18 protein-coding genes are annotated in these 20,886 nt (G+C 56.8%); 4 read left to right on the forward strand and 14 right to left on the reverse strand.

All coding sequences use genetic code 11. The features are described 5' to 3' along the window. Positions 1-31 precede the first annotated feature (31 nt). Genes fusA through rpsL form a run of 4 tightly spaced genes read right to left on the reverse strand, consistent with a single transcriptional unit; the run spans position 32 to position 3,406 of the window. The gene (gene fusA, locus JT51_RS15995) at positions 32-2,149 is read right to left on the reverse strand and encodes an elongation factor G (RefSeq protein WP_037314944.1); all 2,118 of its coding nucleotides are present in this window, start codon (positions 2,147-2,149) and stop codon (positions 32-34) included. A gap of 18 nt (positions 2,150-2,167) precedes the next feature. Next, a complete protein-coding gene (gene rpsG / locus JT51_RS16000) occupies positions 2,168-2,638 on the reverse strand; it encodes a 30S ribosomal protein S7 (protein WP_008756926.1) in 471 nt (156 codons plus the stop codon). Between the two features lie 15 nt (positions 2,639-2,653). Beyond that, a complete protein-coding gene (locus JT51_RS21570) occupies positions 2,654-3,022 on the reverse strand; it encodes a DUF4189 domain-containing protein (RefSeq protein WP_160175197.1) in 369 nt (122 codons plus the stop codon). Between the two features lie 12 nt (positions 3,023-3,034). Next, on the reverse strand, positions 3,035-3,406 hold the full coding sequence (rpsL, locus tag JT51_RS16005; protein WP_005621086.1) for a 30S ribosomal protein S12: 372 nt from the start codon (positions 3,404-3,406) through the stop codon (positions 3,035-3,037). 395 nt (positions 3,407-3,801) lie between these two features. Between rpsL and JT51_RS16010 the strand changes: the two genes are divergently transcribed. Further along, on the forward strand, positions 3,802-4,611 hold the full coding sequence (locus tag JT51_RS16010; RefSeq protein WP_037314949.1) for a putative rhamnosyl transferase: 810 nt from the start codon (positions 3,802-3,804) through the stop codon (positions 4,609-4,611). Between the two features lie 59 nt (positions 4,612-4,670). Here the strand turns inward: JT51_RS16010 and JT51_RS16015 are convergent, their stop codons facing one another. The 5 genes from JT51_RS16015 to rplJ all read right to left on the reverse strand — a co-directional run bounded on the left by JT51_RS16015 (position 4,671) and on the right by rplJ (position 14,882). After that, positions 4,671-5,129, reverse strand: a complete 459-nt coding sequence (locus JT51_RS16015) for a macro domain-containing protein (protein ID WP_037314952.1) — start codon at positions 5,127-5,129, stop codon at positions 4,671-4,673. A 102-nt stretch (positions 5,130-5,231) separates the two neighbouring features. Further along, positions 5,232-9,473, reverse strand: coding sequence for a DNA-directed RNA polymerase subunit beta' (rpoC, locus tag JT51_RS16020; RefSeq protein ID WP_037314957.1), 4,242 nt, complete (start codon positions 9,471-9,473; stop codon positions 5,232-5,234). Positions 9,474-9,522: 49 nt separating this feature from the next. Next, a complete protein-coding gene (gene rpoB / locus JT51_RS16025; RefSeq protein ID WP_037314960.1) occupies positions 9,523-13,656 on the reverse strand; it encodes a DNA-directed RNA polymerase subunit beta in 4,134 nt (1,377 codons plus the stop codon). 253 nt (positions 13,657-13,909) lie between these two features. After that, positions 13,910-14,284: a 50S ribosomal protein L7/L12 gene (gene rplL, locus JT51_RS16030; RefSeq protein ID WP_037314964.1), complete on the reverse strand. Its 375-nt coding sequence runs from the start codon at positions 14,282-14,284 to the stop codon at positions 13,910-13,912. Positions 14,285-14,363: 79 nt separating this feature from the next. Continuing rightward, a complete protein-coding gene (gene rplJ, locus JT51_RS16035) occupies positions 14,364-14,882 on the reverse strand; it encodes a 50S ribosomal protein L10 (RefSeq protein WP_037315433.1) in 519 nt (172 codons plus the stop codon). Positions 14,883-15,283: 401 nt separating this feature from the next. Between rplJ and JT51_RS16040 the strand changes: the two genes are divergently transcribed. Both JT51_RS16040 and JT51_RS21290 read left to right on the forward strand, forming a co-directional pair. Next, positions 15,284-16,249, forward strand: a complete 966-nt coding sequence (locus JT51_RS16040) for a phosphotransferase family protein (RefSeq protein WP_037314966.1) — start codon at positions 15,284-15,286, stop codon at positions 16,247-16,249. A gap of 169 nt (positions 16,250-16,418) precedes the next feature. After that, on the forward strand, positions 16,419-17,462 hold the full coding sequence (locus JT51_RS21290) for a Hint domain-containing protein (RefSeq protein WP_051927608.1): 1,044 nt from the start codon (positions 16,419-16,421) through the stop codon (positions 17,460-17,462). A gap of 78 nt (positions 17,463-17,540) precedes the next feature. On the opposite strand, the gene rplA is transcribed toward JT51_RS21290, so the two are convergent. Beyond that, on the reverse strand, positions 17,541-18,239 hold the full coding sequence (gene rplA / locus JT51_RS16050) for a 50S ribosomal protein L1 (protein ID WP_037314969.1): 699 nt from the start codon (positions 18,237-18,239) through the stop codon (positions 17,541-17,543). Position 18,240: 1 nt separating this feature from the next. Beyond that, a complete protein-coding gene (rplK, locus tag JT51_RS16055) occupies positions 18,241-18,690 on the reverse strand; it encodes a 50S ribosomal protein L11 (protein WP_037314971.1) in 450 nt (149 codons plus the stop codon). Between the two features lie 269 nt (positions 18,691-18,959). On the opposite strand from rplK, the gene JT51_RS16060 reads away from it, so the two are divergent. Continuing rightward, positions 18,960-19,628, forward strand: coding sequence for a hypothetical protein (locus tag JT51_RS16060; RefSeq protein ID WP_152563377.1), 669 nt, complete (start codon positions 18,960-18,962; stop codon positions 19,626-19,628). Positions 19,629-19,726: 98 nt separating this feature from the next. Here JT51_RS16060 and nusG read toward each other — a convergent pair whose 3' ends face one another. The 3 genes from nusG to ccoS form a co-directional block, all read right to left on the reverse strand. Continuing rightward, positions 19,727-20,260 (reverse strand): transcription termination/antitermination protein NusG, encoded by a 534-nt coding sequence (nusG, locus tag JT51_RS16065; RefSeq protein WP_037314976.1) that lies wholly within the window; start codon positions 20,258-20,260, stop codon positions 19,727-19,729. 201 nt (positions 20,261-20,461) lie between these two features. Next, positions 20,462-20,659 (reverse strand): preprotein translocase subunit SecE, encoded by a 198-nt coding sequence (gene secE / locus JT51_RS16070; RefSeq protein ID WP_008755500.1) that lies wholly within the window; start codon positions 20,657-20,659, stop codon positions 20,462-20,464. A 68-nt stretch (positions 20,660-20,727) separates the two neighbouring features. Continuing rightward, positions 20,728-20,886: a cbb3-type cytochrome oxidase assembly protein CcoS gene (ccoS, locus tag JT51_RS16075; protein WP_037314980.1), complete on the reverse strand. Its 159-nt coding sequence runs from the start codon at positions 20,884-20,886 to the stop codon at positions 20,728-20,730.

The raw sequence follows: 20,886 nt of genomic DNA on the forward strand, positions 1-20,886 counted from the left end.
GCCCGCTAATCGAGCTCCCTCAAATTTTCGCTTATGCGTATTTCGCCTGAATCTCGTCCGAGATGTTCTGCGGAACCGGATCGTAGTGGTCGAACTGCATGGTAAACTGGGCACGGCCCGACGACATCGAACGCAGGGTGTTGATGTAACCGAACATGTTGGCCAGCGGCACAAACGCGTCGATCGCGATTGCGTTGCCACGGTTTTCCTGTCCGGAAACCTGACCACGACGTGATGTCAGGTCGCCGATGATACCGCCGGTGTATTCTTCCGGGGTGATCACTTCGACCTTCATGATCGGCTCAAGCAGTTTCGCACCCGCCTTGCGCATGCCTTCACGCATACCCATACGCGCCGCGATCTCAAAGGCCAGAACCGAGGAGTCCACGTCGTGGTACTTACCTTCGATCAGGGCAACCTTGAAGTCGATCACGGGGAAGCCAGCCAGAGGGCCGCTGTCCATAACCGAGTTGATGCCTTTTTCAACGCCCGGGATGTATTCCTTGGGCACCGAACCACCAACAACGCGGGATTCGAACGAATAACCCTCGCCCGGCTCTGTCGGCGAGATGATCATTTTCACCTCGGCGAACTGACCCGAACCACCCGACTGTTTCTTGTGGGTGTAGACGATTTCGGCTTCGTGACCGATGGTTTCACGATAGGCCACCTGCGGCGCACCAATGTTCGCTTCAACCTTGAATTCACGCTTGAGACGGTCAATCAGGATGTCCAGGTGAAGTTCGCCCATGCCCTTCATGATGGTCTGACCGCTTTCGATGTCAGTTTCCACACGGAAGGAGGGGTCTTCGGCGGCCAAACGGCCCAGACCCTGGCTCATCTTTTCCTGGTCAGCCTTGGTTTTCGGCTCAACCGCGATCTCGATCACCGGATCGGGGAAGGTCATGGTTTCCAGAACCACCGGATCACCGGTCGAACACAGGGTGTCGCCCGTGGTGGTGTCTTTCAGACCTGCCAGCGCAATGATATCGCCCGCGAATGCTTCCGTGATTTCCTCACGGTCATTCGAGTGCATCATCATCATCCGGCCGATACGCTCTTTCTTACCCTTGGTCGAGTTCAGAAGCGTGTCGCCCTTGCCCAAAGTGCCCGAGTAGATGCGGGTAAAAGTCAGCGAGCCAACAAAGGGGTCGTTCATGATTTTGAACGCCAGCCCCGAGAACGCCATGTCATCATCCGCACGGCGGGCGATGTTACGGGTTTCTTCTTCGTCACCGGGTTTGAAGCCCATGTAATCAACAACGTCCAGCGGGCTGGGCAGATAGTCGATCACAGCGTTGAGCAGCGGCTGAACGCCTTTGTTCTTGAACGCCGAACCACCCAGAACCGGAACAAACGCGATTTCCAGAGTACCTTTGCGCAGCAGGGCGCGCAGGGTCGGAACATCGGGTTCGTTGCCTTCCAGGTATTCCATCATCGCGTCGTCGTCCATTTCGACGGCCGCTTCGATCATCTTACCGCGCCATTCGTCAGCCATGTCCTTCAAGCTGTCGCGGATCGGTGCTTTGATCCAGCTTGCGCCCAGATCTTCGCCCTGCCACAGCCATTCTTCCATGGTGACCAGGTCAACCAGGCCTTCCAGCTCGGTTTCTGCGCCGATCGGGATACCAACCGGAACAGCACGTGCGCCGGTGCGGTCTTCGATCATTGCAACGCAGTTGAAGAAATCTGCGCCGATTTTGTCCATCTTGTTGACGAACACCATACGCGGAACCTTATAGCGGTCAGCCTGACGCCACACGGTTTCGGTCTGGGGCTCAACGCCGGCGTTTGCGTCCAGAACGCAAACGGCACCGTCGAGAACCGCCAGCGAGCGTTCAACTTCGATGGTGAAGTCAACGTGGCCGGGGGTGTCGATGATGTTCAGGCGGTGCTTGGGCGAGTCAGCAGTTTCACCGTCTTCGGTGCGTTCCCAGAACGTGGTGGTCGCAGCCGAAGTGATGGTGATGCCGCGTTCCTGCTCCTGCTCCATCCAGTCCATGGTGGCCGCACCGTCGTGCACCTCACCGATGTTGTGGGATTTGCCGGTGTAGTACAGGATACGCTCCGAGCAGGTGGTCTTACCTGCATCGATGTGCGCCATGATACCGAAGTTACGGTAGTGATTGAGTGTATATTCGCGTGCCATTTTGATAAGCCTCTGGAATTACCAACGGTAGTGGCTGAAGGCTTTGTTTGCCTCCGCCATCTTGTGGGTGTCTTCACGCTTCTTCACAGCGGTTCCGCGGGACTGTACAGCGTCCAGCAGCTCACCGGCGAGGCGTTCTTCCATAGTGTTTTCGTTACGGCCACGCGCAGCAGTGATCAGCCAGCGGATGGCCAGTGCTTCGCGGCGCTCGGGGCGCACTTCGACCGGAACCTGATAGGTTGCACCACCAACCCGGCGCGAGCGAACCTCGACCGACGGTTTGATGTTGTCGAGCGCTTCGTGGAACACTTCAACAGGTGCGCGCTTGATCTTGCCTTCAACGCGGTCAAAGGCGTTATAGACGATGCGCTCTGCAACCGACTTTTTACCGTCGATCATCAGGTTGTTCATGAATTTGGTCAGGACCTTGTCGCCAAATTTGGCGTCAGGCAGAACTTCGCGTTTTTCAGCCGCGTGACGTCGGGACATAGTCTGTTCCCCTTTCTATTGATCGGCGCATTTGCTGGTCACCCGCCAGCATTTTGCACCGAATTTTTCTCTACATTCAGCAGATGCGGTTCTCTTGGCCTTTGAATGCGAAGCACCTTCAGCCCAGTGATCCTTGCCCTTGTATCGGAACACGGCAAAGCATTGCTTGGTCTCTAGAACAACTTCACAACCAGAAACGTTGTGAGAATATCGTTCGCAAGCCGCCAACGCCCTTTGGTTTGCGTATTCCTGCGTATCTCGCCCCCAAGTAAACCCCATATTGTTCGTATTTTGGTTGTACGCCAGTGCCGCAAATTCTGCGCGGAGCTGAACGGGTGCAACCAACACCGAAGCAACAAGAACGAATACCGAAAGGCGGGCCATCTGCATTGTCTCTTACTTGGGACGCTTCGCGCCGTACTTCGAACGACGTTGTTTACGGTCCTTGACGCCTTGGGTATCCAGAACACCGCGCAGGATGTGGTAACGGACACCGGGAAGGTCTTTTACACGACCGCCACGGATCAGAACAACAGAGTGTTCCTGCAGGTTGTGGCTTTCACCGGGGATGTACGAGATGACCTCGAACCCGTTGGTCAGGCGCACTTTGGCAACCTTACGCATAGCCGAGTTCGGCTTTTTCGGTGTAGTCGTATACACGCGGGTACAGACGCCACGCTTCTGCGGGCACTGCTCCAGATGCATGGACTTCGAGCGTTTTACTTTCGGCTGCCGCGGCTTGCGGATCAGCTGTTGGATCGTTGGCATTCCGGTTATATCCCCGTTTTGCAACACACATGACATGCACGCGCGACGCGTGCGGTTAAATTCGCTGCACTTGTGCGTCCACAAGCGCAAAACCCGCGAACGTTCCCATTCCGAGGTGAACGTCGCGGTTTATTATCAGAGGGCGCGAACGGCAAAATTGTCCGGGCCTTGACCAGTTCATTACTGGAATCGGTTATGGGGCGGCCCCCGCACCGAGATGTGCGCGTAATAGGGGGAGTCGACCCGAGTGTCAACAGCGCTCCTGATTACGCCATTGGCAGGTTGGTGCGCGACGGATTAACAGGCCGCACCGGGATTTTCCAGACCATCTACCCGTTGCGGGATCGAAGGCGCATGGGCATAGTCTGGGCAACAGTCTACACCACGGATGAACCATGCAAGTTATCGGCCTGTGCCGCTTTTCCTACCCGGCCCATGGCGGCTTTCAGATCGAACATGAAACGATCGAGGAACGCCGCAGCTATCTGTATGATCCCGCGCGGCTGGAAGAACGGTTCCGCCTGTTCGAAACCACCACCCTGCCCTGTTTCAAAGAGCAGACCGATGAAGAGTTTGAGCTGCTGATCGTTATCGGAACCTGTTTGCCCAAACCCGCGTTGGATCGGTTGCACGATCTGACCGCAGGCATGAAACAGGTGAAGATCGTCGCGCGCAGCCCGATGCGCCATCGCCGGGTGATGAAAGAGGTTCTGAATACCGCACGCATCGACCCCGATGCGCCCTGCCTGCAATTTCGCCACGATGATGATGACGCCGTATCGGTCGATTTCATCGAACGCCTGCGCCTTGCCACTAAAGACGGCGAAGGGTTGATGCGAAACAGCAAATACGTCGCCATTGACTACAACAGCGGGTTTCTGGCTCGCTTTAGTGACCGGGGCATTCAGGCGGCTCAGATATTTCGCCCTTTGTTGGGGGTGGGCTTCGGCATGTATGTCCGGGGTGGGTGCGATTCAACGATCATGAATTTCGGCCATCACCGGATCGGGAATTTCATGCCGGTCATCAGTTACCCGGACGCGCCGATGTGGGTTCGGACGCTAAATCAATTCAACGACTCACCGCTGGCTCGCAACAACAAGGTTGAATTGGCGCCGCTGACCCCAGAACTAGAGGGTGAGTTCATCGCACGGTTCGCCATTGATCAGAATGAAGTCCGGCGCGTTCACGCGGCGGCCAGATAAGCCCCCTCGCGTCGCAGTCCACAAAAACCGACATCCAAGCGCCGCACAACACCCACAAGTCAATCGCGCGGAAGAACGACCAACCTGTGATCCAGCCCCTTCAACGCTTTGTCAATTCGCGGTGCGATCTCGGTCCAGTCTCCGCCAGCAAGGCCGGCACCGATCAGGGGATAGCCGATCCGCGCGGTCGGAAAGCGGCGGGCAATCTCTTCGAAACAGCGCGTGATGGCGTCGTAATCCGCCATGCGTCCCCGCCCCTGCCACTGGAATTGAGTGTAGGCGTTGACAATCACAAAGCTGGTCGACCCGCGTGTGACAGGAGCCGTTGAGATAGTGCCCAGCTTGGATCTGGCCCCATATTCAGTCTGCTGATCCGCCACCAGCGCATCGGGGAATTCCGCCGCAATCGCCTTGGCGATGCCCGCGTCCATTGCGTGCAAACAATTGCAGCCGTGAACAATGACATCAAACTCACCTTTCAGGGCCAGCCGTATCAGGTCACCCTTAATCGTCAGCATTGGAGTGCTTTCTGTCTCACCATCTTTGACTAAACAGAATGGCGGCTCAAAAGAAAAGGCCCCGCGAAATCGCGGGGCCTGATCATTGAAATGTTGGCGCGCTTACTCGCGGCTTTCCGGTGTTTCCACCAGAACGTCCAACTCGTCGCCGACCATATCGTCGTTGATCGTTGGCGCGGCCAGGGCAGCGGCGGCTTCGGCCTCTTCCCGGCGGGCTTCGATCACGACGTTGTCGCGGCCTTGTGCAACCTGACGCACGGCCTGCGTGGCACCACCGGTACCGGCCGGGATCAGACGACCCACGATGACGTTTTCTTTGAGACCAACCAGCTTGTCTTTCTTACCCTGAACCGAAGCTTCGGTCAGAACGCGGGTGGTTTCCTGGAAAGACGCCGCCGAGATGAACGAACGTGTCTGCAGCGAGGCTTTGGTGATCCCCAAGAGGATCGGTTCGCCCTGAGCCGGACGTCCACCACGCGAGAGTGTCTTCTCGTTGGCCGCGTCGAACTCTTGCTTGTCGACATGTTCGCCTTTCAGCAGGGTGGTGTCGCCTGAATCTAGGATCTCCCACTTCTGCAGCATCTGGCGCACGATGACCTCGATGTGCTTGTCGTTGATCTTCACGCCCTGCAGACGATAAACATCCTGCACCTCGTCGATCATGTAATCCGCCAGCGCTTCGACACCCATGATGGACAGGATGTCATGCGGAGCCGGGTTACCGTCCATCAGGTATTCACCCTTCTGGATGAAGTCCCCTTCGGCGACCGGGATGTGCTTGCCCTTGGGCACCATATACTCGATCGTTTCCATCGACTCATCCGCCGGTTCGATGCTGATGCGGCGCTTGTTCTTGTAGTCACGGCCAAAGCGCACGTAACCATCGGCTTCTGCGATGATCGCATGATCTTTCGGACGGCGGGCTTCGAACAGTTCGGCCACACGCGGCAGACCACCGGTGATGTCCTTGGTCTTGGCGCCTTCACGCGGGATACGCGCAACGACTTCACCAGCCTCGATTTTGTCACCGTCTTCGATCGACAGGATCGCATCCACCGACATCGGATAGTGAACCGGGTTGCCCGCATCGTTGCGGACCGGCTCGCCATCTTCACCAACCAGAATGATCTCGGGCTTGAGGTCGCTGCCTTTGGGCGCGGCGCGCCAGTCGATCACGATCTTCTGGGTCATGCCGGTTGCATCGTCGGTCTCATCGCGGACAGCAATGCCCGACACAAGGTCAACGTATTTCGCAGTACCGGCTTTTTCGGCGATGATCGGCAGAGTGTAGGGGTCCCACTCGTACAGCTTGTCACCACGAGCCACCTTGGCGCCGTCCTTGACGAACAGCTTTGAGCCATAGCCCAGCTTGTGGCTGGCACGTTCCTCGCCGTGTTCGTCTTTGATCACCAACTTCATGTTCCGGCCCATGACCAGGATTTCGCCTGCGGAATTGGCCAGAACCTGCGGGTTCTCGAACGAAACCACACCGTCCTGGCTGGCCTCTTGGAACGACTGCTGACCACCTTGTGCAACACCGCCGATGTGGAAGGTCCGCATCGTCAACTGCGTACCAGGTTCACCGATGGACTGGGCGGCGATGATGCCGACAGCCTCACCCGTGTTGACCCGCGTACCACGTGCAAGGTCACGACCGTAGCAGGTGGCACATACGCCTTCCTCGGACTCACAGGTCAGAGGCGAACGGATACGCATCGAAGCAACACCGGCCTCGTCAATGGTGTCGGCCATGCGTTCGTCGATCAGCTGACCCGCAGCGACCAGAACCTCTTCCGTACCCGGACGCAGAACGTCATCAGCCGAGACACGGCCCAGCACACGTTCGGCCAGCGAGGCGACAACCTCACCGTCATTGACCGCAGCCTCGGCAGTGATCGCACGCTCGGTTCCGCAGTCGATCTCACGAACGATGCAGTCCTGCGCGACGTCGACCAGACGACGGGTCAGGTAACCCGAGTTCGCCGTCTTCAGAGCCGTATCCGACAGACCCTTACGGGCACCGTGGGTCGAGTTGAAGTATTCAAGAACGGTCAGACCTTCCTTGAAGTTCGAGATGATCGGCGTTTCGATGATGTCGCCGTTCGGCTTCGCCATCAGGCCGCGCATCCCGCCCAGCTGCTTCATCTGAGTGACCGAGCCACGCGCGCCCGAGTGGGCCATCATGTAGACAGAGTTTGGCTCCTGCTCGGACCCATCCTCTGCTCGTTCCGAAGATGAGATCGTGCTCATCATCGCCTCGGTTACGCGGTCGTTACACTTGGACCAGGCATCGACAACTTTGTTGTACTTTTCACCCTGAGTGATCAGGCCGTCCATGTACTGCTGTTCAAAGTCCTTCACCTGACCGCGGGTTTCGTCAACGATGCCCCACTTGTCGTTCGGGATGACCATATCGTCCTTGCCGAACGAGATGCCCGCCTTGAACGCTTCTTTGAAGCCCATCGACATGATCTGGTCACAGAAGATGACCGACTCTTTCTGACCGCAGTAACGGTAGACGGTGTCGATGACCTGCTGCACTTCTTTCTTCCGCAGCAGACGGTTGACCAGTTCGAACGGCGCTTTGTTGTTCATCGGCAGCAACGCACCCAGACGCAGACGGCCCGGCGTGGTTTCAAACCGCTGCTGAACCTCGTTGCCTTCCTCGTCGATCTGCGCAATCCGCGCGGTGATCTTGGTGTGCAGGTGCACTTCGCCGGAATCCAGCGCGTGCTGAACTTCGTCGATCGAACCAAACACCTTACCTTCGCCCGGCATGCCTTCGCGTTCCAGGGTCACATAGTAGAGACCCAGGATCATATCCTGCGACGGAACGATGATCGGCGCGCCGTTTGCAGGCGACAGAACGTTGTTTGTCGACATCATCAGAACGCGCGCTTCCAACTGGGCCTCAAGGCTCAGCGGGACGTGAACGGCCATCTGGTCACCGTCGAAGTCAGCGTTGAAGGCGGAACAGACCAGCGGGTGCAACTGGATGGCCTTACCTTCGATCAGAACCGGTTCGAACGCCTGAATGCCAAGACGGTGCAGCGTCGGCGCACGGTTCAGCATGACAGGGTGTTCGCGGATCACCTCGTCGAGGATATCCCACACTTCGGGACGTTCTTTTTCGACCAGTTTCTTCGCCTGTTTCACGGTCGAAGACAGACCCTTGGCTTCAAGGCGCGAGTAGATGAACGGCTTAAACAGTTCCAGCGCCATCTTCTTGGGCAGACCACACTGGTGCAGCTTGAGTTCCGGACCGGTCACAATGACCGAACGGCCCGAGAAGTCGACGCGTTTCCCCAAAAGGTTCTGACGGAAGCGGCCCTGTTTCCCTTTCAGCATGTCCGACAGCGATTTCAGCGGGCGCTTGTTGGCGCCGGTGATCACGCGGCCACGACGGCCGTTGTCGAACAGAGCGTCCACGGATTCCTGCAGCATCCGCTTTTCGTTGCGGACGATGATGTCAGGCGCGCGCAGCTCGATCAGACGCTTCAGACGGTTGTTCCGGTTGATGACGCGGCGATACAGATCGTTCAGATCCGACGTTGCGAAACGGCCACCATCCAGCGGAACCAGCGGGCGCAGTTCCGGCGGAATGACCGGGATTACGGTCATCACCATCCACTCGGGCCGGTTGCCCGACTCGAGGAAGGATTCAACAACCTTCAGACGCTTGATGATCTTCTTCGGCTTCAGTTCACCGGTTGCCTCGGCCAGATCAGCACGCAGCTGCTCGGCTTCGGCTTCCAGGTCGATCTGGGCCAGCATCTCACGGATGGCTTCAGCGCCGATATTGGCGGTGAACGCGTCCATGCCAAAGGCATCCTGCGCATCCATGTACTCTTCTTCGGTCAGCATCTGGCCGTATGACAGGTCGGTCAGGCCGGGCTCGATGACGACATAGTTTTCAAAGTACAGAACGCGTTCCAGATCGCGCAGCGTCATGTCCAGCATCAGGCCGATGCGGGACGGCAGCGATTTCAGGAACCAGATGTGCGCAACGGGCGCGGCCAGTTCGATGTGGCCCATACGCTCACGGCGGACTTTCTGCAGGGTGACTTCCACGCCGCATTTCTCGCAGACAACGCCGCGATACTTCATCCGCTTATATTTGCCGCACAGACATTCGTAATCTTTGATCGGGCCAAAGATACGCGCGCAGAACAGACCGTCGCGTTCAGGCTTGAACGTCCGGTAGTTGATGGTTTCGGGTTTCTTGATCTCGCCATAGGACCAAGACAGAATCCGCTCGGGCGACGCCAAGGAGACTTTGATCTCGTCAAAGACTTTCGGCGGCGTCAGCGGGTTGAACGGGTTATTGGTGATTTCCTGGTTCATTTTGCGTCCTTACAAATTGGGATGGGATGAGTGTGGGGCGTTGCCGCCCCTACTCTTCCTCCGCATCCAGGAGTTCCATATTCAGGCCGAGGCCACGGACTTCTTTAACCAGAACGTTGAACGATTCCGGTACGCCCGCTTCAAAGTTATCCTCGCCCTTGACGATCGACTCATAGACCTTGGTCCGGCCGGCGACGTCATCCGATTTCACGGTGAGCATCTCCTGCAGGGTGTAGGCGGCGCCGTAAGCTTCCAAGGCCCAGACTTCCATCTCACCAAAGCGCTGACCACCGAACTGCGCCTTACCACCCAGCGGCTGCTGGGTAACCAGGCTGTAGGGCCCGGTCGAACGCGCGTGGATCTTGTCGTCCACAAGGTGATGCAGTTTCAGCAGGTACTTGATGCCCACGGTCACCGGACGCGCGAATTGCTCACCCGTGCGACCGTCGAACAGAACCGACTGACCGCTTTCCGAGAAGCCCGCACGCACCAGCGCATCGTTGACGTCAGCCTCTTTGGCACCGTCAAAGACCGGTGTCGCAATCGGAACACCACGGGTCACGTTGCCCGCAGCCTCGATCAGGTGACCTTCGTCCATGCCGGCAATGCCTTCTTCATAGACATTCTCGCCATAGGCCAGCTTCATCGCTTCGCGAACCGGGGTCAGATCACCGGAACGGCGATATTCACCCAGCGCGTCGTCGATGTTCAGACCAAGACCGCGTGCGGCCCAACCCATATGGGTTTCAAGGATCTGACCAACGTTCATACGCGACGGAACACCCAACGGGTTCAGACAGAAGTCAACCGGCGTACCATCGGCCAGGAACGGCATGTCTTCCATCGGAACAACCTTGGAGATCACACCTTTGTTCCCGTGACGACCAGCCATCTTGTCACCCGGCTGCAGCTTACGCTTCACGGCGATGAAGACTTTGACCATCTTCATCACACCCGGCGGCAGATCGTCGCCACGGCGAACCTTCTCGACCTTGTCTTCGAAACGGGCGTCCAAGGCACGCTTGAGCACTTCGTACTGCTCGTTCAGCGCCTCAACAATCTGGGCGTCCTTCTCGTCTTCCAGCGCCAGCTGCCACCACTGACCACGGGTCAAGGTTTCCAGCAGATCCTCGGTGATGACCGAGCCCGGCTTGACGCCTTTGGGGCCTTTGACAGCGGTTTTGCCCAGGATCAGACCTTGCAGGCGCGCATAGATGTTGCGGTCCAGGATCGCCAACTCGTCGTCCCGGTCACGGGCCAGACGTTCGACTTCCTCACGCTCGATCTGCAGCGCACGCTCGTCTTTCTCGACGCCATGACGGTTGAAGACACGAACTTCGACGACCGTACCGTAATCGCCCGGCTTCACGCGCAGCGAGGTGTCGCGCACGTCAGATGCTTTTTCACCAAAGATGGCGCGCAGCAGCTTTTCTTCCGGGGTCATCGGGCTTTCGCCCTTCGGAGTGATCTTGCCGACCAGAATATCGCCCGGCTCAACATCCGCGCCGATGTAAACGATGCCAGCCTCGTCGAGGTTGCGCAACGCTTCTTCACCGACGTTCGGAATGTCACGGGTGATCTCTTCCGGGCCCAGCTTGGTGTCACGGGCGGCGACTTCGAATTCCTCGATATGGACCGAGGTAAAGACGTCATCACGCGCGATACGTTCCGAGATCAGGATCGAATCTTCGTAGTTGTAACCATTCCAAGGCATGAACGCGACGACCACGTTCTTACCCAGTGCCAGTTCACCGATATCGGTGGACGGACCATCGGCTACGACCTCGCCTTTCATGACAGTGTCGCCCACTTTCACCAGCGGACGCTGGTTGATGCAGGTGTTCTGGTTCGACCGCTGGAATTTGCGCAGACGGTAGATGTCCACGCCAGCATCGCCCAGTTCCAGATCTTCGGTGGCACGGATAACGATACGCTGGGCATCGACCTGGTCGATGATACCGGCGCGTTTCGCCTGGATCGCAGCACCTGAGTCGATCGCAACCTTTTCCTCGATCCCGGTACCGACCAGCGGTGCCTCGGCCCGCAGCAACGGAACCGCCTGACGTTGCATGTTCGAGCCCATCAAGGCACGGTTGGCGTCGTCATTTTCAAGGAACGGGATCAGCGATGCAGCAACCGATACCAACTGTTTCGGGCTGACGTCGATCAGGTCCACATTCTCGCGCGGGGCGAGGGTGTAGTCGCCCGACTGACGGGTCGAAACCAGATCGTTGATGAACTTGCCGTTCTCATCCAGCGTCGCGTTCGCCTGCGCCACCGTGTGACGCATTTCCTCGGTCGCGGACATATAGTGAACCTCATCGGTCACCTCGGCGTCTTTGACGACGCGGTAGGGTGTTTCGATGAAGCCATACTTGTTCACGCGTGCGAAGGTGGCCAGCGAGTTGATCAGACCGATGTTCGGGCCTTCCGGCGTTTCAATCGGGCACATCCGGCCATAGTGGGTCGGGTGTACGTCGCGCACCTCAAAGCCCGCACGTTCACGTGTCAGACCACCGGGGCCAAGCGCCGAGAGACGGCGTTTGTGAGTGACTTCCGACAGCGGGTTGGTCTGGTCCATGAACTGCGACAGCTGCGACGAGCCGAAGAATTCGCGAACAGCAGCAGCAGCCGGTTTTGCGTTGATCAGGTCCTGCGGCATGACAGTGTCGATCTCGACCGACGACATACGCTCTTTGATCGCGCGCTCCATGCGCAGCAGACCGACGCGGTACTGGTTTTCCATCAGTTCGCCGACAGAACGCACACGACGGTTGCCCAGGTGGTCGATATCGTCGATGTCACCTTTGCCGTCGCGCAGCTCCACCAACGCCTTGATGCAGGCCACGATGTCTTCGCGACGCAGAGTGCGCAGCGTATCCGGCGCATCCAAGGCCAGACGCATGTTCATCTTCACACGGCCAACAGCGGACAGGTCATAACGCTCGCTGTCGAAGAACAACGTTTCGAACAGGGCCGAAGCGGCTTCAACCGTGGGCGGCTCACCCGGGCGCATAACACGGTAGATGTCCATCAGCGCGGTGTCGCGACCCATGTTCTTGTCTGCGGCCATGGTGTTGCGCATGTACGGACCGACATTGATGTTGTCGATGTCCAGAACCGGAATGTCGGTGATACCCGCGTCAACCAGTTCCTTGACGGTGCCGCCGATCAGCTCGCCGTCTTTGTCGTACTCCAGCGTCAGCTCATCACCGGCTTCGACATAGATCGCGCCGGTTTCTTCGTTGATGACATCTTTGGCAACAAATTTGCCGACGATGTTCTCGAACGGAACCAGCAGGTCTGTGACGACGCCTTCTTCGATCAGCTTCTTGACCGCGCGCGGGGTGACTTTCTTGCCCGCTTCGCCGATCACTTCACCGGATTTTGCGTCAACCAGATCATAGGTCGGACGGGTGCCGCGCACACGCTCGGGGAAGAAAGGCGTGACCCAGCCCTTCTTTTTGTCCAGCTTGTAGGACACCGTGTTGTAATAGGCATCCATGATCGCTTCCTGATCCAGACCCAGCGCATACAGCAGGGTTGTCACAGGCAATTTGCGGCGGCGGTCAATACGGGCAAAGACGATGTCCTTGGCGTCGAACTCAAAGTCCAGCCAGCTGCCGCGATACGGGATGATGCGGCAGGCAAACAGCAGCTTGCCCGAGGAATGGGTCTTGCCCTTGTCATGGTCAAAGAACACACCGGGCGAGCGGTGCATCTGGGACACGATCACACGCTCGGTTCCGTTCACGATGAACGTCCCGTTCGGCGTCATCAGGGGCATGTCGCCCATGAACACGTCCTGTTCCTTGATGTCCTTGACCGACTTGGCGCCGGTGTCTTCGTCGACATCAAACACGATCAGGCGCAAAGTAACCTTCAGCGGCGCGCTGTAAGTCATATCGCGCTGCATGCACTCTTCGACGTCGTATTTGGGTTTTTCCAGATCGTATTTCACGAACTCCAGAACGGAGGTTTCGTTGAAATCCTTGATCGGGAAAACCGATTGGAACACGCCTTTGATGCCTTCGCCGTCAGTGGGCTGCTCTGCATCGCCTGAGCGCAGGAATAGATCATAAGAAGATTTCTGGACCTCAATGAGGTTCGGCATCTCCAGCACTTCGCGGATTTTGCCGTAATATTTCCGAAGACGTTTCTGGCCAAGGAACGTTTGAGCCATGTCAGATGTCACCTTTCGATGTTCTCAGCGGGCTAAGACACCGTCGGGCCCCGGCGCCTTGCACATTAGAGACGACACGTCCGGATCAATTCGTGGCCACCGTCCCGAATGGCGGCCTCCCGATCCGTGAACCGCGTCTTAGAAAACGCCCCCCTTGCCAGAGGCCCTTTCTAAGACAGGTTCGGCTGGACCCGGATTTTCTCCGGATCCAGCCAAAATTTACGGCGCATCAGCGATGCACCTGTCGATTGGCTTAGGCCAGCTCGACTTCGGCGCCAGCTGCTTCCAGCTTGCCTTTGACTTCTTCGGCTTCGTCTTTCGACACGCCTTCTTTGATCTTGCCGCCAGCTTCGACCAGCTCTTTGGCTTCTTTCAGGCCAAGACCGGTGATGCCGCGAACTTCTTTGATCACGTTGATTTTCGAAGCGCCGGCGTTCTTCAGAACGACGTCGAATTCGGTTTTTTCTTCCTCAGCTGCGCCACCGGCGTCGCCACCGGCTGCCATGACAACCGCGCCGCCAGCTGCGGGCTCGATGCCATATTCGTCTTTGAGGATGGTTTTCAGTTCTTGTGCTTCCAGCAGGGTCAGACCCACGATGCTTTCTGCGAGTGCTTTCAGATCAGCCATTTTATCAGCTCTTTCCGTTTACAGTGTGTGTTCCAACGTCAGGGTATTCACCCTACGCAGATCAGTCAGTGCCAACCGCTTACGCAGCTTCCGCCTTCTCTTCGATGGTGGAAAGGATGCTTGCGATGTTGCTTGCAGGTGCGCCAATTGCGCCAGCGATGTTCGAAGCAGGTGCGCCAAGCATGCCCGCGATAGTAGCAATAAGCTCCTCGCGCGAAGGCATTTTCGACACGGCTTCGACGCCGGCACGATCCAGAGCGTTCTCACCCATTGCACCGCCAAGAATTTCGAACTTTTGGTTCTCTTTGGCGTAGTCCTGGGCCACCTTGGCTGCTGCCACGGGGTCCTCAGAATAGGTCAGAACGGTCATCCCTGTCAGCAGGTCAGTCATGCTTTCACACGGCTTACCCTCAAGGGCGATTTTGGCGAGCCTGTTCTTGGCAACACGCACGGCACCACCCGCGTCACGAGCACGTGCGCGAAGGTCCTGCATCTCGGCAACTGTCAGACCGGCGTAGTGGGCTACCACAACGACGCCAGAGCTTTCGAAGATCTGGCCGAGCTCGTCGACCACTTTCTCTTTCTGGGCTCTATCCACAGTTTTCTCCAAGTTTGGGGTGATATCTCACCCCGGCTCATATTTGCCGCAGCTTACGCTCCGGCGTTCAGGTCCGTTGTTACGGGATTGGCCAAAATTCGCCCGAGGGTTGGACCCTCAGAATTCTTTGGTCTTACCCGTCTCAGGCAGGGAATTAAGGGGCCAAATGACACCACCCACCGTCTTGGACGAAACGAAATAAAGCGCACGACGAATCGCACGCTTTACTTCGCAGCCCTATTTAGGGCAGATACAGCGGGTTTCCAAGGGGTAAATTGCACGGCAACGCCTGTTTCCACCGGACGACACCACCTGCGCAGCATGGGCGCCGTGGATTGACATGTGATGCAGGCTAAGGTCCTGTCAACAGAACCCTTATTACCCTTGAAAACCCTGCGTTTATGCCAACCCTCACCAAAGACGAACACACTCGGGCTGCTGAATTCGTGCAAGAATTCTCGCACCATGCCTTTGCGGGCGAGCTCTTGCCGTTCGAATGCATTTACCGCTCGCATGATTTTGCGGAAACACGGATGGTTCTGAAGGTGCAGGCACAGGCACAAAGTTATGCACTGAAGATCGACACAGAGTCCCCCGGCACTGGGCGGTTGCAAAAGGAATTCGATGTCCTGACCGCACTATCCGCGTATTTCGCGCCATCCGGATCCTCGCAAGTGGTGCAACCCTTGTATCTGTCGCCGGGGCACGCGTTCTTTGTGACCGAATTCGTCGACCGGCCTACGGCGGTGGATTTGATCCACAACAGCCCCAACAATGACCAGATCGCCCAAATCTATCGAAGGGCCGGTTCGTGGCTTCACGATCTTCACGGGTTTCAGCCCGCCAAGGAATACGGTTTCCGGCCACGTTGGATGACTGACAGCATCAGAGAATTGTCTCAATCCGTCCCGCGCGACATTCTTTTGGTCAGCCAGCCCTTCCTTGCCACATTGGAAGACGATCTTTTGCGGCTGAAGGGCATATCCGAAACACAAGTGTTTTCGCATGGGGATTTCCACGGCGAGAACCTGATTGTCGGCCAAGGAGACATGATCGGGCTGGATTTCACCGAGGTGCGGGAAAAGCTGGCCGTTTACGATATTGTCGATTTCCTCAAGTCGGACATATTCCGGGATGGATCATCCGCAGATGTGGACCGCAGCGGAATCCTGACCACGAACAAGGACATGTTTTTCCGGCGGTACAAACATCCGGTGCACATGGGCATTTTGGATTTCTGCATCCGGGCGCGCCTGCTGAAAGACTGGCTGGCCTTGTGGCAGATCGATCATTCCTGCAGCGCTTTCGAAGAAGACAGAAGGCACCGCCTGGAGCAACGACTGCGGATCGCCTTTAGTCGGGATTGAGTGCGAGGTTGATTTACGCAACTCCATGACGCATTTGTGTACCGTTGACCTTGGAATTCTCTAGTTGACGCGACAAGTCAAGGTTAGCTTACAATGCAGTTAATCAGTCACGGGGCCTGCTGCGGGCAGACCCTGAAGTATCCAGTTCAAAGAAGGTTAAATAGCGTAAATGGTACTCCGCAGTTTTTTCGCTCAGGACAGCGAAAGCCTTGTCGCAACATTTGTCCCTGGTACGAACAACCCCCCAGGCACAGTGCAGGTCGGCAACCCGATCATCAACAACTCTGACACGCCGAACGGATCGATCTTTGCCTATTCCGGCGGCTTTGGCACCACAGTAACACTGGATGACACCAGTGGTGGACCAAATGTGTTCAACGATGATCAACCGTTTGGACACACGATCACGGATGGCGGCGGCATTGTCGCCAATGGCACCCCGGTCGAATCCGAATCCATCATCACCGTGCGTGCCCTGGACAGCAACGGAAACCCGACCGGACCCGAAATTGACATCTATGTGTTTTCTCAGAACGGGGTCACACAAGATGTCTGGGGCTACGGAACGTCGCAAGAGCTGACGCCCGGAACATCCTACGTTAAAATCAGGGGATCAAACGCCGGCAGCTCGGCCTATACCGATTATGTGACCTGTTTTGGCCCGGACACCCTGATCGAAACCGCCGATGGAAATATCGCGGTTCAGAACCTGGAACGCGGCCAACTGGTCTGGACCCGGGATGGCGGGCTGCAACCCATTGTCTGGATCGGCACGACCCAGGCCTCGGGCAAGGGCGCGTTTGCGCCAGTTGTGATCGAGGCTGGCGTGATCGGAAACACTCAAGAACTGATTGTGTCTCAGCTGCACCGGGTCCTGATTTCTTCGCCTGCGACCGATATGCTGTTCGGATCACCCGAAGTGTTCGTGGCCGCAAAACATCTGTGTGGCCTGCCCGGCGTTTCCATCCGCGAGACGGACAGTATCGCCTATACCCATTTCATGTTTGACCGGCACCACATCGTCCGTTCAAACGGGGCGCTGACGGAAAGCTTCTATTTTTCGGACACTGCGGCACGCGCGCTGCCCTCTCCGCAACGTGCGGAAATTGTCGCCCTGTTCCCCTCGCTTGAGGACGCCAGCGATGCGTTCACGCACACAGCGGCAACAACGATCGGCGCGCGCGAAGCCACAGTGTTGCGCGCCTACCTCTGATCTGACGCTGAGCGGGCAAAGAAAAACCCGGGCCACATCCGTGACCCGGGTTCATTTTCCAAGCAGGTAGCTTGAAACTTATTCGCCTGCAGCAGCGGCCACATCCAGAGTCACACCCGGGCCCATGGTCGAGCTCAGTGCGATTTTCTTCATGTAGGTGCCTTTGGCGCCTGCCGGCTTGGCCTTGGCAACGGCCGAGATAAAGGCACGGACGTTTTCGACCAGCTTGGCTTCGTCAAAAGACGCTTTGCCAACACCGGCGTGCACAACGCCGCCTTTTTCCGCCTTGAACTGAACTTCACCGCCCTTGGCTGCTTCCACGGCTGCTTTCACATCCATGGTCACGGTGCCAACCTTGGGGTTCGGCATCAGGTTGCGGGGGCCCAGAACTTTACCCAGACGACCCACGACGGGCATCATGTCCGGGGTTGCGATGCAGCGATCAAAATCAATGGTGCCGCCCTGAATGGTTTCCATCAGGTCTTCTGCGCCAATGATATCCGCGCCTGCTTCTTTTGCTTCGTCAGCTTTGGGGCCACGAGCAAAAACAGCAACGCGCATCGCTTTACCGGTACCATTCGGCAGGCCAACAACGCCACGAACCATCTGGTCCGCGTGGCGGGTGTCAACACCCAGGTTCAGAGCGATTTCGACGGTTTCATCGAATTTCGAAGTTGCATGGGCTTTGACCAGTGCAACCGCTTCTTCCACCGACAGTTCTGCCTTGCCAGCGAAAGCTTCGCGCGCTGTGCGCGTACGTTTACCGAGTTTTGCCATCTTACTTCACCTCGATGCCCATAGAGCGGGCCGAGCCCAGGATGATCTGCATTGCGCCTTCGACGTCGTTGGCGTTCAGATCTTTCATTTTGGCTTCGGCGATTTCGCGAACCTGCTTCGAGGTCACGGTTGCCACGGTCTCACGACCTGGGTTTTCCGCGCCACGGGGGCGGTTACGCTTGCCAACCGGCTTCAGACCAGCGGCTTTTTTCAGGTAATAAGACGCGGGCGGCGTCTTGATGTCCATGGTAAAGGACTTGTCCTGATAATAGGTGATCACGGTCGGGCAAGGCGCGCCTTGCTCCATGTCTGCGGTCTTGGCGTTGAACGCCTTGCAGAATTCCATGATGTTGATGCCGCGCTGACCCAGCGCCGGACCAACTGGCGGCGACGGGTTCGCCTGACCTGCAGGAACCTGCAGTTTCATTGTACCAGCAAGCTTCTTGGCCATTTGGTTTTCCTTTCAACTTAGGTGAAACGCGTCCCACCCAGATTATGTTGCGTGGTCCGACCCGGGATCGCGATCCCAGCAACCTCCCACGAGAGAATCTCGCCCGAAGACGATAAGGGCGGCATTTATAGGGGAATGTGGGAGTTGGCAAGTGGATCAAGCCAAGATTCAATCACCGTTCTTGTGCTCAATTCTACTTGTCAGATAAACACGGTAAAAGCCTTGAGTTGAACGAGACGAAATTCTTTCGCATTAAACGAGAAATCCAGATGTCATTTTTCAGCAGGTGCACTATTTTTATTTTCGCAACAACATTGGGATCAACTGTAACCACTACTACTGCACTCGGCGGCTCTGAAACAGACGAATCGCGACCGGCGCGAGTCCAGGCGAGCTTTGTTCAATCGTTCGAATTGTTCTCAGACATTTGTCTTGAGGGGCTTCCAGATTTTCGAAGATCAAAAGAGTATGCGAGCAAAAAATATGGCGCTTCGTTTGATGGACGCAAGGATAGAACTTGGCACCCCTTGGACTCTGAAAGCTTTATCAACTCTATAACAATCTCAAAAGGACACGAATGCATCATCTACGTAGACTTCAATGACAATAATGATAGGTCGGCAGAAGAATTCAGAGCTTTGATATCCGATCTGCCAGATACAGGTGTCTTCTACATACAGGCTGGCCAAGAAGGTGATCTGGACCAGCTGGAAAAGTGGCAATATATGTTCAGCAGCAGCAAGAATTCCAGCTTCAGAATGCTAAAAGAGTATAGTTACAAGAGTACACTGCTGGGCGTTTCACGAACTCTAATTCTCAGCGTGAAGTACCGTAGGTTTGATTGTACAGTGACACAAAATCAACTGGAGTTGATGGGCTTAACAGGCGAACCACCACGGGATGGGATACTACTGTCACACGCCGAAAGATGGTGCTAACCCACGATACGAATTGCTAAACTATAGCAAACACCTGCGACGACAAAAAGGCCACGATACCAAGAGCGCCGCGGCACCTTAGATTTACTGAGAGTTTCTCAGCCCTGCTTGGTAACCTGCGTGAAATCCAGCTCGACCGGGGTTTCGCGGCCAAAGATCGAGACCGAGACCTTCAGCTTCTGCGCGTCGTCGTCCACACCTTCGACCATGCCGTCGAAATCCTCGAACGGGCCGTCGTTGACCTTGACCTTCTCGCCGATCTCGAAGGAGATCATCAGCTTAGGCGCTTCTTCGCCTTCCTGAACGCGGTTGAGAATCTGGTTGACCTCGGCGTCGCGCATCGGCATCGGGCGGCCTTGTGGGCCCAGAAAGCCGGTGACGCGGTTGATCGAGTTGACCAGATGATAACCTTGGTCGGACATCTCCATATGCACCAGCACGTAACCAGGCATAAAGCGGCGTTCGGTCGTGACCTTCTTGCCCCGGCGCACTTCGATCACCTCTTCGGTGGGCACCAGTACTTCGTCGATATCGTCCTCAAGGCCCTGCTCGGCCACGGACGTGCGGATCTGCTCTGCGATCTTCTTTTCGAAATTCGAAAGAACGCTGACCGAGTACCACCGTTTCGCCATGAACCTGTCGTCCTTGTTTACTTTCGGGGCAAGCCGTTTGCCGGATGCGCCCGTTATTGAAAATCTGTCACGTCACCCGGAATAAAAAGCGGCGCACAGCCCGAATCGCCGCACGCCCATTCCGAATAGTCCCGCGTCAACTACTCTGACATCGCGCGCTGTGCAAGAGGGCAGTGGCGTTACCGCGGCCCCAACGCACACTTAGCCGAATGCACCCAGAACCAGTTGAAGACCGCCGCGAATGCCCAGATCGACCAGAGCAAAGAACACCGCTGTCAGCGCTGCCATGATAAACACCATGACCGTGGTCAACAGCACCTCGCGCCGGGTGGGCCAGACGACCTTTGCGACTTCGGCTCGGACCTGCTGAATAAACTGGATCGGGTTTGTGGTGGCCATTTGGCGTTGTTCTCTCTGCTAGCGGATGGGCCGGACATAACCGGGCAATGCGGCAATTTCAAGGGCTGTCACTGCTTAGGCTTGTCGTCCCATTCATCACTCAGGATTCGCCGGGCGTCGCCTTCGGGATCGTCATACTGGTTGGTTCGGACAGTATAGATGAACGCACCAAGGCCAACCCCGCCCAATAGCAGGGAAATCGGTATGAGATAGGCCAGAACATTCAT

Source organism: Ruegeria halocynthiae, from assembly GCF_000743705.1.
In the GTDB taxonomy this organism is placed as follows: domain Bacteria; phylum Pseudomonadota; class Alphaproteobacteria; order Rhodobacterales; family Rhodobacteraceae; genus Ruegeria; species Ruegeria halocynthiae_B.

Coding starts and splice junctions, on each gene's coding strand:
- fusA (WP_037314944.1), bottom strand. CDS start 2,149: ATGGCACGCGAATATACACTCAATCACTACCGTAACTTCGGTATCATG.
- rpsG (WP_008756926.1), bottom strand. CDS start 2,638: ATGTCCCGACGTCACGCGGCTGAAAAACGCGAAGTTCTGCCTGACGCC.
- JT51_RS21570 (WP_160175197.1), bottom strand. CDS start 3,022: ATGGCCCGCCTTTCGGTATTCGTTCTTGTTGCTTCGGTGTTGGTTGCA.
- rpsL (WP_005621086.1), bottom strand. CDS start 3,406: ATGCCAACGATCCAACAGCTGATCCGCAAGCCGCGGCAGCCGAAAGTA.
- JT51_RS16010 (WP_037314949.1), top strand. CDS start 3,802: ATGCAAGTTATCGGCCTGTGCCGCTTTTCCTACCCGGCCCATGGCGGC.
- JT51_RS16015 (WP_037314952.1), bottom strand. CDS start 5,129: ATGCTGACGATTAAGGGTGACCTGATACGGCTGGCCCTGAAAGGTGAG.
- rpoC (WP_037314957.1), bottom strand. CDS start 9,473: ATGAACCAGGAAATCACCAATAACCCGTTCAACCCGCTGACGCCGCCG.
- rpoB (WP_037314960.1), bottom strand. CDS start 13,656: ATGGCTCAAACGTTCCTTGGCCAGAAACGTCTTCGGAAATATTACGGC.
- rplL (WP_037314964.1), bottom strand. CDS start 14,284: ATGGCTGATCTGAAAGCACTCGCAGAAAGCATCGTGGGTCTGACCCTG.
- JT51_RS16040 (WP_037314966.1), top strand. CDS start 15,284: ATGCCAACCCTCACCAAAGACGAACACACTCGGGCTGCTGAATTCGTG.
- JT51_RS21290 (WP_051927608.1), top strand. CDS start 16,419: ATGGTACTCCGCAGTTTTTTCGCTCAGGACAGCGAAAGCCTTGTCGCA.
- rplA (WP_037314969.1), bottom strand. CDS start 18,239: ATGGCAAAACTCGGTAAACGTACGCGCACAGCGCGCGAAGCTTTCGCT.
- rplK (WP_037314971.1), bottom strand. CDS start 18,690: ATGGCCAAGAAGCTTGCTGGTACAATGAAACTGCAGGTTCCTGCAGGT.
- JT51_RS16060 (WP_152563377.1), top strand. CDS start 18,960: ATGTCATTTTTCAGCAGGTGCACTATTTTTATTTTCGCAACAACATTG.
- nusG (WP_037314976.1), bottom strand. CDS start 20,260: ATGGCGAAACGGTGGTACTCGGTCAGCGTTCTTTCGAATTTCGAAAAG.
- secE (WP_008755500.1), bottom strand. CDS start 20,659: ATGGCCACCACAAACCCGATCCAGTTTATTCAGCAGGTCCGAGCCGAA.
- ccoS (WP_037314980.1), bottom strand. CDS start 20,886: ATGAATGTTCTGGCCTATCTCATACCGATTTCCCTGCTATTGGGCGGG.